The 15673-nt window shown below is 43.6% G+C and carries 14 protein-coding genes; 13 read left to right on the plus strand and 1 reads right to left on the minus strand.

From position 1 onward, the window contains the following. Position 1: 1 nt before the first annotated feature. From ACHAL6_RS04385 to scpB, 10 genes are all read left to right on the plus strand, one after another. Positions 2–454 carry an arginine repressor gene (locus tag ACHAL6_RS04385; protein ID WP_395269026.1) on the plus strand — a complete coding sequence of 151 codons (453 nt, stop codon included), beginning with the start codon at positions 2–4 and terminating at the stop codon, positions 452–454. A gap of 1 nt (position 455) precedes the next feature. Continuing rightward, a complete protein-coding gene (gene recN / locus ACHAL6_RS04390; RefSeq protein ID WP_395269027.1) occupies positions 456–2141 on the plus strand; it encodes a DNA repair protein RecN in 1686 nt (561 codons plus the stop codon). 72 nt (positions 2142–2213) lie between these two features. Beyond that, positions 2214–3011: a sporulation transcription factor Spo0A gene (gene spo0A, locus ACHAL6_RS04395; protein ID WP_395269028.1), complete on the plus strand. Its 798-nt coding sequence runs from the start codon at positions 2214–2216 to the stop codon at positions 3009–3011. A 201-nt stretch (positions 3012–3212) separates the two neighbouring features. Continuing rightward, a complete protein-coding gene (locus tag ACHAL6_RS04400) occupies positions 3213–3740 on the plus strand; it encodes an NUDIX hydrolase (RefSeq protein WP_395269029.1) in 528 nt (175 codons plus the stop codon). Further along, positions 3740–4615, plus strand: coding sequence for a tyrosine-type recombinase/integrase (locus ACHAL6_RS04405; RefSeq protein ID WP_395269030.1), 876 nt, complete (start codon positions 3740–3742; stop codon positions 4613–4615). The genes ACHAL6_RS04400 and ACHAL6_RS04405 overlap by 1 nt, the downstream gene beginning before the upstream one ends. A 19-nt stretch (positions 4616–4634) precedes the next feature. Next, entirely contained in the window at positions 4635–5804 is a 1170-nt protein-coding gene (locus ACHAL6_RS04410) for a phosphopentomutase (RefSeq protein WP_395269031.1), read from the plus strand. 27 nt (positions 5805–5831) lie between these two features. Continuing rightward, positions 5832–6647, plus strand: a complete 816-nt coding sequence (locus ACHAL6_RS04415) for a purine-nucleoside phosphorylase (RefSeq protein ID WP_395269032.1) — start codon at positions 5832–5834, stop codon at positions 6645–6647. 7 nt (positions 6648–6654) lie between these two features. Beyond that, a complete protein-coding gene (locus tag ACHAL6_RS04420) occupies positions 6655–7956 on the plus strand; it encodes a pyrimidine-nucleoside phosphorylase (RefSeq protein WP_395269033.1) in 1302 nt (433 codons plus the stop codon). Positions 7957–8075: 119 nt separating this feature from the next. Next, positions 8076–8804 (plus strand): segregation and condensation protein A, encoded by a 729-nt coding sequence (locus ACHAL6_RS04425; RefSeq protein ID WP_395269034.1) that lies wholly within the window; start codon positions 8076–8078, stop codon positions 8802–8804. A gap of 1 nt (position 8805) precedes the next feature. Beyond that, complete coding sequence (gene scpB, locus ACHAL6_RS04430; protein WP_395269035.1) at positions 8806–9435, plus strand: SMC-Scp complex subunit ScpB; 630 nt, start codon at positions 8806–8808, stop codon at positions 9433–9435. Positions 9436–9503: 68 nt separating this feature from the next. Here scpB and ACHAL6_RS04435 read toward each other — a convergent pair whose 3' ends face one another. Next, positions 9504–10751, minus strand: coding sequence for a hypothetical protein (locus ACHAL6_RS04435; protein WP_395269036.1), 1248 nt, complete (start codon positions 10749–10751; stop codon positions 9504–9506). A 219-nt stretch (positions 10752–10970) separates the two neighbouring features. Here ACHAL6_RS04435 and ACHAL6_RS04440 point away from each other — a divergent pair, with 219 nt between their 5' ends. From ACHAL6_RS04440 to gdhA, 3 genes are all read left to right on the plus strand, one after another. Beyond that, on the plus strand, positions 10971–12782 hold the full coding sequence (locus ACHAL6_RS04440) for a heme NO-binding domain-containing protein (RefSeq protein WP_395269037.1): 1812 nt from the start codon (positions 10971–10973) through the stop codon (positions 12780–12782). 290 nt (positions 12783–13072) lie between these two features. After that, positions 13073–13930 (plus strand): MurR/RpiR family transcriptional regulator, encoded by an 858-nt coding sequence (locus ACHAL6_RS04445; RefSeq protein WP_395269038.1) that lies wholly within the window; start codon positions 13073–13075, stop codon positions 13928–13930. Between the two features lie 293 nt (positions 13931–14223). Next, positions 14224–15591, plus strand: a complete 1368-nt coding sequence (gdhA, locus tag ACHAL6_RS04450; RefSeq protein WP_395269039.1) for an NADP-specific glutamate dehydrogenase — start codon at positions 14224–14226, stop codon at positions 15589–15591. The last annotated feature ends 82 nt before the right edge of the window (positions 15592–15673 follow it).

Here is a 15673-nt window from a genome sequence, read left to right on the forward strand (position 1 = left end):
TATGAAAATTGACAGACGCAGCAAGATGCTGGAAATTATCTCGAAAAAGGAAATTGAAACACAGGAAGAACTGGCACAGGAATTAAGAAAAGAAGGATTCAATGTGACCCAGGCGACAGTGTCCAGAGACATCAAGAATCTGCAGCTGATTAAAGTGCTCAGTTCAACGGGGAGATACAAGTACGTGGCGAACAAGGAAGACACAAAGGATGCCATCGGAAAACTTGTGACGCTTCTCTCCCATACGATTCTATCGGTGGAAAACATCGACAAGATGGTTGTGGTAAGAACAATTACAGCGGCAGCATCCACAGCGGCTGAAGCCATAGATCAGCTGGACCTGGCTGAAATCGCAGGAACCATAGCGGGAGATAATACGATTTTCATGATGGTTCGTTCAGACGAAATGGCAGTAGAAATTGTAAAGAAGATCTCTGAACTTGTAGGTAAGTAAGATGCTCATACAACTTAATGTTAAAAACTTTGCGCTGATCGATCAATTAGAACTCAGTTTCCGAAACGGATTCACCATACTAACCGGTGAAACCGGCGCAGGAAAATCCATTCTCATAGATTCCATCAATTTTGTGCTTGGTGAAAAATTCAATAAGGAATTCATACGGACTGGTGCAGACTCTACTTTCGTGGAAGCTATTTTCACGCTGGAAGAGGGAACAGAAGAGATTCTTGAATCCCTCGGGATTCCTTATGAAGATACCGTCATTTTATCCAGAGAGAGTTTCGCAAACGGCAGAAACAGTGCCCGAATCAATGGGAAAAGTGTCCTGGTGGGGGTTCTCAAGGAGATCGGAAAAGAACTGCTGGATATCCATGGACAGCACAACAATCAGAATCTGCTGGATAACACAAGGCATATGGACTATCTGGACAGCTTCATTGATTTGTATGAAACGGAAGCATTCAGAACCTACAGCAGTGAATTCGAAAACCTTTCGGAACTGAAGAGCAAGCTGCAGAAACTCCTGGGAAGCAGAGATCGTGAGAAGCTTATTGACTATCTGAAGTTTCAGATAGAAGATATCGAAAAAGCGAAGCTTACACTGGATGAAGAACAGCAGCTTACAGAGAAATTTTCCATGATCAGTCATGCGGAAAAGATCTCCACCGGGCTTGTACAGACCCATGAACTCATGGGAAGTGAAGAGGGAATCCTGACCAATCTCTCCTCCTCGCTTCATTTACTGAAGTCCATAGAAAAATACTTCGAAAAGCTGAAAGGGCCCATAGAGAATCTGGAAAGTGCATATTACACGCTGCAGGAAACCTTCAGAGAAATCACTGACTACAAGGACTCCGTCTATTATGACCAGGATGAGCTCAATGAAATCAATGAAAGGCTCTATACCTACAGCAATTACAAGAAGAAGTACGGGGAAGAAGTTGCGGATATTCTGGCTTATTATGAAAAAATCAGAAAAGAATATGAAGACCTTGTCAACGCAGAGGAATTCATTGTCAAGGTCAGAAAGGAAATCGAAGACTCAAAGAAAGCACTCCATCGCATTGGAGCGGAGCTGCATCAGAAGAGACTGAAAGGTGGCAGAAAACTCAGCGACAAGATCAATACAGAGCTGAAGTTTGTCGGGCTTGAAAAAGCGGAATTTCAGGTTCAAGTGGTGAAGACGGAAACCATTCACGGGCTGGGTACGGATGAAGTGCATTTTCTCATTTCAACCAACACCGGCGAACCTATGAAGCCGCTGGAGAAAATCGTTTCCGGTGGAGAACTCTCCAGAATCATGCTTTCCATGAAGGTTGCCTTTATTGATAAGGACAGAACACCTTCGGTGATATTTGATGAGATCGACACGGGAATCAGTGGGCGCATCGCTGAAGCCGTCGGTGAAAAAATGTATTCTCTGTCTCATTCCTTCCAGGTGTTTTGTGTGACGCATCTGCCTCAGATTGCAGCGTTTTCAGACCAGCATTTTGTCGTGTCCAAACATGAAGATCGTAAGAGGACGTTCACGCAGGTTCAATCTGCCGATTTAAGTGCGAAAACGGAAGAACTAGCCAAGATGATCGGAGGAAGCGCCATCTCAGACCCGCAGGTGAGAAGTGCAGAAGACATCATTTCAAAAACGGAAGACATCAAAAGGAAATATGCACTTAAAAAATAGTACTCTTTGACGTATAATAGATTTATAGGTCAAGCATCGGAGTGAGACAAAAGTAATATAAAGAGGTGAAGTATGAACAAAAAAATAAAAGTTGTCATAGCAGATGACAATGCGGATATCAGCAATCTTTTAAGAGAATATCTGGGCAGCGACGTTGACCTGGACATCGTCGGAGTGACCAAAAACGGCCTGGAGACACTAAGCATGGTGAAAAGCGAAAAACCGGATGTTCTGCTGCTGGATATCATTATGCCTGAACTGGATGGGCTCGGTGTTCTGGAAGCATTGAAAACCATACCGGAGAAACCGGTCATCATCGTGTACTCAGCGATTTCCCACGACAAGGTGACAAACACAGCGATAACCCTTGGTGCGGACTACTATATGGTAAAGGGAATCGATCTGAAGCATCTGAAAAAGAGAATCAAGAGCTATTTCATGGAATCCAGTGATGTTCCAGAGCATTCGGAAGTCTCAGGCATTACCGGTTCTTCCCAGAATGGGGAGATCAAAGCGGACCTGGCCACAGAACTTTCAGGAATACTTCAGGAAGCTGGAATTCTGCCTCACATCAAAGGTTACAGCTATTTAAGAGAAGCCATCACTGAAGTCATTGATAATGTGGATCTTCTTTCTGCTGTGACCAAGGAGCTGTATCCGAATATCGCCAACAAGTTCAATACAACCTCATCCAGAGTGGAAAGAGCCATAAGACATTCCATAGAAGTATCATGGAACAGGGGACATCTGGACAATCTGAACAACATCAGCGGATACAACGTGAATTTCGAAAAAGGAAAACCCACCAATTCAGAGTTCATCGCACTGATCAGTGATAAATTCAGACTTCGCAAGAGTCATGAGGACTAATACCTTAATTTCTGAATTCCGGATGGTTTGTGAACAAAATTATAACTTTACATAATATTTCTTCTATTCAGGGTTTCCCTACTTATCATGAACAGGAATTTATAGTAAAATTGAATAGAGAAATGAATAAATGACTACCGTTTAGAGACCCCGGATAACTCCCAGGGTCTTTTTCTATCATTCCAAAGAAGGAGACAGCATATGAGATTCATTGAAGACACCCTGTCAAAGAGAGATCTTTATGACGGGAAAATCATAAAACTGGAAACCCATGATGTTCAGCTGGCGGATGGGAATACGGCCTTCCGTGAAATAGTGAGACATCCTGGAGGAGTCTGCATTCTGGCAAAAGACGAGAATGAGAAAATCCTTCTGGTGAAGCAGTTCAGAAAACCCATGGAAGAAGCGTATCTTGAACTGCCTGCCGGAAAGCTGGAAAAGAATTTAACTCCTGAACAGAACGCAGTGAAGGAGTTGGAGGAGGAAACCGGTTATAAATGCGAGCATCTGAGATTTCTTGGAGCCTTTGCTTCATCACCAGGATACAGCGATGAGATGATTCATCTCTTTGTCGCGGAAGGATTATATGAAGGAAAGAAGGGTGGAGATGATGACGAGTTCATTGATATCCATCGAGTCACGGAGGATGAATTCATGGAAGGCATCCGAAACGGGACCATCAAGGATCTGAAATCCATTGCCGCCTATACACTGGCGAAACTGCTGTAATGGATATCTATTTAGAGGATTATCTTGAAGAACTGAAAAGACTTGAGAAATCACCCAACACCATTGATGCCTATAGAAGAGATCTCATTCACCTGCTTTCTTTTCTGAAGGAGGAAGGACTGGAATATGAGGATTTCAATGAAATCGAAGTATCGAATTTCATCGGATATCTGCTGGATTTCAATATGTCCAGAGCGACCATATCAAGGCATCTTGTTTCCATCCGAAATTTCTACAAGTATCTGAGAAAGAAGAATAAGGTCAGAGAGGCGCCCATTCTTTATTTTGAGCTTCCGGAGATCAAAAGAAACCTTCCGGAACCTCTTTCCATCGAGGAGGTGGAAATGCTCATCGATGCACCGGATACGGAAAAGGCCAAAGGGAAAAGAGACAGAGCCATACTGGAGCTTCTCTATGCCACGGGGCTGAAGGCCACGGAGCTTCTAGATCTGACGCTTCGTGATGTGGATCTTTCCAGAGGGTATATCTCCGTAAAAGGAAAAAAGAACAAGGAGAGACTGATTCCCATGGGAAGCTTCGCCGTGACAAGTCTCAGAGAATACCTCTCATCCAGAAAGGAGCCGGTGATAGGTTCATCGGTCCTCTTTCCCTCTCAGCGAGGGGAGAAGATGACCAGACAGGGACTCTGGAAGATTCTCAAGGAATACGCCAGGGAGTGCGGGATGGACAGCAGCATCAACATCAACACCCTGAGACATTCCTATGCCGTGCACATGCTCTCAGGAGGTGCGGATCTTACCACATTGTCACTGCTGCTGGGTCATAATGACATCAAGGCTACAGCGGTCTATCTTAAACTGGTGAAGAACAAGAAATTCAAAGAAGTATATGAAGATGCCCATCCGAGGGCATAATAAACAGGAGGAAAAACAGATGAAAAGAGCTATTTTAATTGTACTGGATTCAGTTGGAATTGGAGAAATGCCGGATGCGCACCTTTATGGAGACGTAGGTTCCCATACACTGGGGAACATCGCAAAAGCGGTGAAAGGAATGGATATTCCGAACCTTGAAGCCATGGGGCTTGCCAATATCGAACCACTGGAAGGGGTGAAGCCTCAGGAAACTCCTCTGGGTGCCTATGGCAAATCAGCAGAGCTTTCCGTCGGAAAAGATACGGTGACAGGCCACTGGGAAATGGCAGGCGTAATACTTGAAAAGCCTCTGAACACCTATCCTGAAGGCTTCTCGAAAGAGATCATGGATGCTTTTGAAGCGAAGATCGGAAGAAAGACCATCGGGAATGAAGTGGCTTCCGGTACGGAAATCATCGAAAGATTAGGGGATGAACACGTGAAGACGGGATATCCCATCGTGTACACCTCAGCGGATTCCGTATTCCAGATCGCCGCGCACGAGGGAGTGATTCCGCTGGAGGAGCTGTACCGCTACTGCGAAATCGCCAGAGAAATGCTTGTGGGAGACTGGCAGGTAGGACGTGTCATCGCAAGACCTTTTACTGGAGAATCAGGAAATTACACAAGAACATCCAACAGAAAGGACTATTCTCTGGATCCTTTCAACAAGACCATTCTGGAATATGTCAAGGAAGAAGGACAGAATGTCATGTGTGTAGGCAAGATCGAAGATGTCTTCAATAAGATCGGTGTGACGCATGCGGTTCACACAAAGAACAATGTGGAAGGCGTAGTGGAAACCCTCAACTACATGAATCAGGACCTGCCTGGGCTCATCTGGTCGAATCTGGTGGATTTCGACATGAAGTTCGGACATCGCAACGATTACAACGGGTACTACAATGCGATCCGGGAGTTCGATGAGAAACTGCCTGAGATCATGAAGAGCCTGAAAGAGGACGATATCCTGATCATCACTGCAGACCATGGATGTGATCCTACGACAGAGTCAACAGACCACTCCAGGGAATATATTCCCATACTGGTTTATGGCAAGAACATCAAGCCAGGTTCAACCCTTGGTGTAAGAAAGACCTTTTCGGATATCGGAAAGACAGTGCTTGATTATCTGGAAATCGAGAATGATTTATACGGAGAAAGTTTTCTTAAGGAAATTCAAAAATAAAGACAGAAGTAAGGAGAATAGACACAGATGGATATGAGTAGAATAGATAGAATATGCGAGTCAATCAGAAAGAGGGTACCTTTTGTACCGGAAGTACTGGTGATTCTGGGATCGGGATTAGGCTCCATGGCGGAACAGGTGGAAGATCAGATCGTCATAAAGTATGAAGAGATTGATGATTTCCTTGTTTCCACAGTGGAAGGCCATGCAGGTCAGTTTGTATTTGGTACATACAAGGGAAAGAAAGTCGCCATGATGCAGGGAAGATTCCATTATTATGAAGGATATTCCATGAAGGAAGTGACCCTTCCGGTATATGTCATGAGAAGACTGGGGGTCATGAATCTGATCGTGACCAACTCCTGCGGAGGAGTCAATACAGAGCTTCAGCCTGGAGATCTCATGCTCATCGAGGATCATCTGAACTTCACAGGGAACAACCCGCTCATGGGCAGAAACTTTGATGAATTCGGACCAAGGTTTCCGGATATGTCCAAGGTCTATGACCGAGCGCTGATGTCCCTTGCGGATCGTATAGCAGAGGAAGAGAGCATCACACTGAAGAAAGGGGTCTATGCGATCTATACAGGTCCAAGTTATGAGACCCCTGCAGAAATCAGAGCCTATAGAACCCTAGGAGCGGATGCCATTGGAATGTCCACGGTTCCGGAAGCCATCGTTGCGAATCATGGAGGAATGCGTGTTCTGGGCGTAAGCTGCATCACAAATATGGCTGCAGGTATACTAGACCAGCCTCTGAATCATGAGGAAGTCATCGAAGTGTCCGCAAGAGTCAGAGACAGTTTCACCACACTTATTTCAAGAGTCATAGAGGAGATGTAAGAGAACAATGCATATACTGGATATCATCAGCAAAAAGAAACAGGGTAGGAAACTCACATCAGAAGAGATCTATTATGTGGTGAACGGATATACGGATGGGACCATTCCGGACTATCAGATTTCTGCACTGCTCATGGCCATCTACTTCAAGGGAATGGATGAAGAAGAAACCAGAACCCTGACCATGGCCATGGTGGGATCAGGCGATCAGATCGATCTGTCCTCCATCGAAGGCATCAAAGTGGATAAACATTCCACTGGCGGAGTCGGAGACAAGGTGAGCCTCATCGTCATTCCCCTGGTGGCTTCTCTTGGCATTCCTGTGGCAAAACTCAGCGGAAGAGGATTGGGACATACAGGAGGAACCATTGACAAGCTGGAAAGCATAGAAGGGTTCAACATCGGATTGTCCATGGAGAAGTTCATTGATAACGTCAACCGATATAAAATGGCCATTGTAGGACAGACAGGGGATCTGACCCCTGCTGATAAGAAGCTCTATGCCCTGAGAGATGTTACGGCTACAGTGGATTCAGTTCCGCTTATAGCAAGCTCCATCATGAGCAAGAAAATCGCATCCGGCTCCGATGCCATCGTACTGGATGTGAAGGTCGGAAACGGGGCGTTCATGAAAACGCTGGCGGAGGCCAGGGTGCTGGCGGAAGCCATGGTGTCCATCGGAAAGGGTCTTGGCAGGAATACAGTGGCTGTTCTCACCAACATGAATGAACCCCTGGGCAGAGAAGTGGGTAATGCCAATGAAGTGCGCGAAGCCATCGCTGCATTGAAAGGGGAAGCCGGACAGGATCTTGTGAATGTCAGCGTCACCATCGCTTCCTACATGGCAGTGCTGGGCAAGGCTTTTGAGGACCTTGAAAGTGCGGAGAAAGCGATACTTGAAAACATCAGAAACGGGAAGGCGCTTAAGCAGTTTGAACTTCTTGTGGAAATACAGGGAGGCAATGTGGAGCAGATCAGACATCCTGAAACCTTACCGACTGCCCAGATTGAAGTGCCGGTCATCGCGAAGGAAGAAGGATATGTTCACGAGATCAAAGCCCAGGAGATCGGGACTGCAGCGATGCTGCTTGGTGCAGGCAGGGAAACCAAGGAAGACATCATCGATTATGCTTCAGGAATCCATCTGGAGAAGAAGGTGGGAGACCGCATCGAAAAGGGAGATGTGCTCTGCGTCCTTCTCACCAACAGAGAGGACTACCAGGATGCCTACGATAAGGCTCTGGAAGCATATGAAATCAACAAGGAGCAGCCTGAAAACATTCCATTCATACTGGATGTCATCAGCTGAAACGAATAGAACAGGATTTACAATACAGGACATCTCAATTATCTGAGGTGTTCTGTTTTACTTGGCATGGAATTTCTGTATAATAGATAAAGAGTGAAATTAGTTCTTGGGAGGATGTCATGGAAAGTCTGAATATCAGCATAACCAACTTTGAAGGTCCATTTGATCTCCTTCTACATCTTTTGAAGGTGAATAAGATGCAGATTCAGGAAATCAGAATTTCTGAGATCACAAATCAGTATCTCAATTATCTCCACGGAATGCAGGAGCTTGACCTTGAAATCGCATCGGAATTTCTTCTTATGGCATCCACACTTCTGGAAATCAAATCAAGGGAAATGCTGCCGAAACACGAAGAGGAAGTGGATGAGGAGGAACTGAAGGAAAAACTTGTTCTGCGCATTGAAGAATACGAAGCCTTCAAGAAGATTGCGGAGAATCTGGGGGAGCTCTTCAACAAAGATCTCTTCATATTCACCAAGAGGGCTGAGACCATCAAGCAGGATGAGGTTCCTCTGGAAGACCTTCTGAGTGGTGTGACCATGGACAGTCTGTATATAACCTACAAGAGTCTGATGAGCAGGCAGAAAGAAAAGGTCAACAGAAGTTTCATCAGAACGAAAACCGTAGAAAGAGAAGAATACAAGATTGAAGATAAAATGGAAGAACTTGAGAGAATTCTTCTTGGAAATCAGCGGGTGAACTTTTCGAATCTGCTCCTTAAGATGAAATCGAAAGCGGAGTGCATTGTTTTCTTTCTGGCCATCCTTGAGCTGTCAAGGAATCATCGCATAAAAGTTTCCCAGAATACTGTATTTTCGGAAATAATCATTGAAAAAGGGGAATAAAATGGAAGATAATTTATTTACGATTTCTGGAGTGGACGATCCGTTTGATACGGAAAAATATATCAGTGCACTGGAAAGCATTCTATTTGCCGCAGGAGATGCGGTGAAGAAGAAAGATCTTATGAGAATCATGGATGTGACTGCCAGTGATCTGGAAGACATTATCGGATCCTATGAGGAAGAGCTGAAAAACAGGAACAGGGGAATAAGACTACTTTTGCTTGAAAACAGGATTCAGCTGGGCACCAAGGAAAGCAATACACCTTACCTGAAAGAGCTGCTCGGTGTCAACGAAAGGCAGAGCCTTTCCAAGGGTGCACTGGAATGCTTATCCATAGTGGCGTTTAAGCAGCCTGTAACGCGTGTAGAGGTAGATGAGATAAGAGGGGTAAACAGTGACTACGTCATCCAGAAACTTCAGGAGAAGGGTCTTATCAAGGTCATAGGAAGAAAAGAAGCACCTGGAAGACCGAAGCTCTATGGTACAACAGATGAATTTCTCATTCAGTTCGGATTCAGCTCCTTGAATGAAATGAAAGAGGAGAACCCGATTCCGGAACGAATCATTGAGAAAGACGAGAAGAAGAAAGCGATGGAAATCGAAGACATCGAACTGTTTGAAGAAGAATAGAAAGAAAGCAGGAAAGCTCCATGAACGGGTATGTATTCATGGAGCTTTCCTGCGCAGATATATCGGAGCTATTCGACTGAATCTGCAGTCGGAGTGAAAAGAGAAGACCAGTCTGAAAATTTTTCGTGATATTCCTTGAAGAAACTGAGTCTGACTTTGGAATAGCTTTCCAGAGATTTATAAAGCTTCTCTGAAACCAGATGCGGATTCTGACCTACAACATCCATAATCATCAGTCGGGTGCATTCTCTGATGATTCTTTTGAGCATTTCTTCATCAGGGGAATACAGTCTGTACTTGCAGAGGACTTTATCAATATAACACAGTAATTTGACGATTTCCTTGTCGTAGATCTCTTCCTGATGTTTTATGCTGAATAAGGTCCAATGGTTGTCTTTCCGGTCGCATTCAATGTCCTGCAGATCATCCAGAAGCTGCAGGAATGCTCCGTAACCGAAAGAGAAGTTCATTTCTATTTCAGTGAGTTCTCCTTTACAGAGAAATCCGTCTGCCAGAACCGATGCGCCACCTTTGTAGAAACTGATGGGAAGAAGGACATTAGGCGACAGCTTTTTGGGATTGTTCTGAGATAAACTGTGAACCTGTGCATCCTGAATCATAAGCAGGCTCTTATAGACCCTGGGATAATCCTTCCTCTGATACTGCAGTTCAATGTTATGAATCATCTGGAAAATCTTTGCTTCCTCAGGAGATGCATCGGAAGGTCCATTTCCTTCCAGAACCTTCTGCAGCCTCTCATTGAAGGCTTTCTTACGCGACAGACTGATCTCCGGATCATCCAGAAAATTATCTGTATAAGGATAGAGCATGCTGTAGGAGAAGACAGAAGGGGTCATTCTGATCTTCTCTGCAAACATCAGCTGAAGCGAGTTCATGATCCAGACATTTCTGACAGCCTGAAAAAGGTCGGTGAATTCAAGTGTGGAGTCGTGTCTTTCGGCTTCGCTGAAGAAGGATTCAGTGGACTCCAGATAGCCCATTTCAATGAATGAGCCCAGAAACGGTTCGTCAAAGAAGATTTTCCTGCTGTCCATTTCTTCTGCAAGGTCCAGAAACAAGACTCTGATCCCATCCTTTTCCTGCGGAGTGAGCGATCGATTCTTGAGGTTTCTGAAAGGTTCAATTTTCTTCATGAATCGTTCTATGATTTTTTTCGCATCTTTTTCATGCAGAAGCTTTTCAAAAAGGGATACTTTTTCCAGGTCCTTAAATGGATTTCCAGAAGACTCTGCGAAGTCTTCCAGAGATGTTTCTATGAGCACTCGATGGTCCAGTTCTTCATTCCATACATCCATCTGATGTATCCCTCCTTTAAATCCAGTTCTAGTGGAAAGTATTGGCTGCATTTTATGTTCTTTATAAATTTATAGCAGATAAATGTGAAAATTATATTAAAATCCCTGATGAATTTACTTAAGTTCAGAAACGTTCCCGATGGTGCTTAACTTTCATGCGCAACATCCGAATATATAGTATGGAAAATACTATAAGAATCGACAGTGAAGGAGAATGACATGAAGGGTACAGTAGTGAATATCTGGCTGAATACAATAGAAAAATTATATGGAACTAAAATGAAGGAGGAGGTGCTTGCGGCCAATGGATGGGATCCTCATCGAATCATCACGCCACTGGAAGAAATAGAGGACACGAGAATCAAGGCGATCATCGGATCCTTTGCCAGGAAGAAAGACATGACAGAAGATGAATTGTGGCAGACGTTAGGGAAGCATAATGTTCAATCCTTTCACGACTGGTTTCCATCCTATTTCGAAACCAATACGGCCATGGGATTTCTCATGCTTATGGATAAGGTGCATGCGCAACTGACGAAGATGATTCCTGGCGCAAAACCACCAAGACTCATTCCGGAACCTGTTGATGAGAAGAATTTCATCATGGTCTACAAATCCACCAGAGGCTTACAGCAGTATCTCATGGGTCTGATTGAGGGTGTTGGAGAGTTCTTTCATGAAAAGATCGAGACGAAAATACTGGAAGAATATATGGAACAGGATACGCATGTGGTTAAGATTCATCTTAAATTCGAAAAAACGCCTAGAAAAATCAGGAAATACTGGCTTTCAAGTGTTCTTTCCTTTGGATTCATCAGGTCCATCAGTTTGAAAACAGCACTCATACCTGCAGTCTTAAGTCTTATTGTGCAGCTGCGATTATCCGGTCTGGATGGCCTTCTGATGGCACTGGCTGTATCTGCAGTGGTTTTCCTCTCTGTCTATCTTGTAAGCAGACTGCTTCTGAAGCCTTTACATACGATTGAAAGCGATTTAAGAGAGATTCGACTGCTTCATCTTTCAGAAGAAGTGAGCGTCATGACAGGCGACCAGCTTGAATCGCTTTCACACGAAAGTGCACAGATGAAAGCTGTTTTACGTGAAGAGTTCACCTATTACAAAGGAAGTATGGACGACTTATACTCCTTCACCGGTAAATTTTCAGAAGTCGCAAAGAAATTAAGTGAAGTGTCAGGACTGATTGCCTCCTCTGTGGAAGAGGTGGCAGAAGGCGCAAGTCATCAGGCTTCTGAAACAGAAGAATCTGTCCATATCCTATCGAGGAACATAGAAATCCTGAATCAGATCAGTGCAAAGGAGCTGGAGGGAAAAGAGCGTCTGGAGAAAGCAGCCAAGCAGATTGAAGTCTCCTCTGAAAATCTGGAAAATGTCTTTGTTACGATGAATCATATGAAAAATAAATTTTCCGCAGTCAATGCGCAGGGGAAGGAACTGGGAACAAAGGTACAGGACATAAAAACCATCGTAAGCACAGTGGAAAGCATTGCGGAGCAGACCAATCTTCTAGCGCTGAACGCATCCATAGAAGCGGCAAGAGCCGGGGAGATGGGGAGAGGATTCAGCGTAGTAGCAGAGGAAATCAGAAAGCTCGCTGAAGATTCCAGAGGTGCGGTCAGCACCATCAATGAGAACCTCAATGAATTTGTGGTAGGGGTCAATGAAATGGTTCATCAGGTGAACAGCCAGTATATGGAACTCGACAGTGGAACCCTTACTATGGAGACTGTTACTGCCGAAAGCAAGGAAGCGGTCAGAAGCATCAGTGATGTTACAGCGTCCATTTCAGATATATCCGCCAGGCTTTCAGAAGAAACGGAAAGAATCAACGATGTATTTGTGAATGTGCATAAACTGGCTGCCATCGCTGAAGAAAATTCAGCTTCATCTCAGGAAATGAGTGCAAATGTCACAGACTTCACTGCAGAGATCAGTTCACTGACAGAAAATATTGATGAACTGGAAAAAGTGATACTGTTTATAAAGAATGACCTCAAAAATATCCGGTTATAGACAGGAAACTGTCTTGAAACAGAACCTTCTCGGGATATACAACTGCCTTAGGGCTCCTGTATATCCCGAGTTTCAGTTGTTCGTATAGTAGAAGCGCTCGAAGGACAAACAGCATATAGAAAAACATGTTTCAGTTAGTTAACATAATATTTATTATGGCTTAGCGGTTTATAGTAAACTTACTCCATGCTTTCTGATACAGATTTAACCATCGTCTGCATAAAAAATTACACATAATGTGTTCAAGAGGATATAATGAACTTAACAATACTTTTTGGAGGATATTTAGGATGGAAAGTAATAGAGATGATCTGATGAGAATCATTCAGAGCAGATATGCCAAACTCAGCAAGGGACAAAAACTGATAGCAGAATTTATTCTGAAGCATTATGATAAAGCAGCATTTATGACTGCATCAAAGTTAGGAGAAAGTGTGGGGGTCAGTGAATCCACAGTAGTCAGGTTTGCCAATGAGCTGGGATATGAGGGATATCCTGAACTTCAGAAGTCCCTGCAGGATATAGTCAAAGTGAAGCTTACCACCGTTCAGAGACTGGAGCTTACAAACAGCCTTGTGAATCCGGAAAATGCGCTTAAAGGTGTGCTGAAGGCAGACATGGAGAACATTCGTGCAACGTTGGAAAAAATCAACGACAGGACATTTGAAGAACTGATCAATGCTATATTTGAAGCCAAGAACATCTACATCATTGGATTGAGAAGTTCCAATACACTGGCGGATTTTCTGGCATTCTATCTGAATCTTTTTCTGGACAATGTGCGCTCTGTTCATCAGGGATACAGCGATATTTTTGAACAGATGATCAAATTAGGGGATCAGGATCTGGTCATCGGTATCGGTTTTCCCAGATATTCACAGAAAACCATAGAGGCACTCGATTTTGCCAAGAGCAGGGGAGCAAAGGTGGGTGTCATCACGGACAGTCTCTTGTCTCCATTGGCTTCCAGAGCTGACTACAGCCTGATAGCACAAAGCAATATGGCGTCATTTGTGGATTCTCTGGTAGCACCATTGAGTGTAATCAATGCTGTTATCGTATCTGTCGGGATGAAAAGAAAAGAGCATGTGGGAGAAATATTCGGGACACTGGAAGAGATATGGAAAAAGCACGACATTTTCAATTAGGATTTACGCTCTTTTATTCAGATTTCGCGCTATAGATATCACTGATATTAATTACATATATATGCGTTATAATTATAACAAAATATTGATTTTGCCTGAAAACTTTAGCAGAAAAGGTTTTTCTTAAATAAATTCAGGAAAAACTAGGACTATCTATAAGGATGTAAAGGTTTTTATAATAAGTTAGTAAAGTTCTTCAAAGGGATGAAAAAGGCGATATTTCATTGTAAAATAGACATGTAACGTATAAAAAGCAAATACTTATTACGGTAAAAGAAATTTGGGGGTAAAAAATGCTAAAGACAATGTTAAGTTCCACTGAGTACATTGAAAAGGTAATGAATGACGTCAAAGAGAAAAATGCTCATGAATCAGAGTTCATACAGACTGTTGAAGAAGTTCTTCCAACTCTTAAGCCTGTTCTTGAAAAATATCCTGAGTATATGGAAAAGAATATTTTAGGTAGAATCGTTGAGCCTGAAAGACAGATCATGTTTAAAGTATCCTGGGAAGATGACAACGGAGATGTACATGTGAACAGAGGATATAGAGTTCAGTTCAACGGAGCCATCGGGCCATACAAGGGTGGACTTAGATTCCATCCATCAGTAAATCTTTCCATCATGAAATTCCTGGGATTTGAACAGACATTCAAGAATTCATTGACGGGACTTCCTATTGGTGGAGGTAAGGGTGGATCAGACTTCGACCCAAGAGGAAAAACAGACAGCGAAATTTTAAGATTCTGTCAGAGCTTCATGACTGAGCTTTACAGACATATAGGACCGAACGTGGACGTTCCTGCTGGCGACATCGGAGTTGGTGCTAGAGAAATCGGATACCTATTCGGACAGTACAGAAGAATCAGAGGCGCATTTGAGAACGGTGTATTCACGGGTAAGGGAATTCCTTACGGTGGTTCACTGATCAGACCGGAAGCAACCGGATTCGGTATTGTGTATTTCTGTAATGAAATCCTTGAGCACAACAACGATACCATGGTGGGCAAGACCATTGCAGCATCAGGTTTCGGAAACGTGACATGGGGTGTCTGCAAAAAGGCGACCGAATTAGGTGCAAAGGTTGTGACACTTTCAGGTCCAGACGGATACATTTATGATCCAGAAGGTGTAGCGACAGATGAAAAGATCAACTATCTGGTGGAAATGAGAAACTCAGGAAGAGATAAGGTGAAGGATTATGCCGACAAGTTCGGAGTGGAATTCTTTGCGAATGAGAAGCCATGGGGCAGAAAAGTTGATATCATCATGCCTTGTGCAACACAGAATGACATCCATATTGAACATGCCAAGATGATTGTTGAGAATGACATCAAGTATGTATGTGAAGGTGCGAACATGCCTTGCACAAACGAAGCGGTATCCTACTTCCTTGAGAAAGGACTTATTGTTGGACCATCCAAAGCCGCAAATGCTGGTGGAGTTTCCGTATCAGCACTTGAAATGTCTCAGAACAGCATGAGATTATCATGGACTGAAGAAGAAGTGGATGCCAAGCTGCATCAGATCATGAAGAATATTCACAAGAATGCTATGGATGCTGCCGAGTTCTACGGATTCGGATATAACCTGGTAGCAGGTGCAAACATCGCAGGATTTGACAAAGTAGCAAAAGCTATGGTAGCTCAGGGACGTTACTAAAATCAAACTAAATCATGAAAGGCTTGCATAAGTGCAGGCCTTTATTCTATTATTGAAGAAGATTAGAGAGAATCAGAGAAAC

The organism is Proteiniclasticum sp. C24MP (assembly GCF_043951855.1).
Taxonomy (GTDB): Bacteria; Bacillota; Clostridia; order Clostridiales; family Clostridiaceae; genus Proteiniclasticum.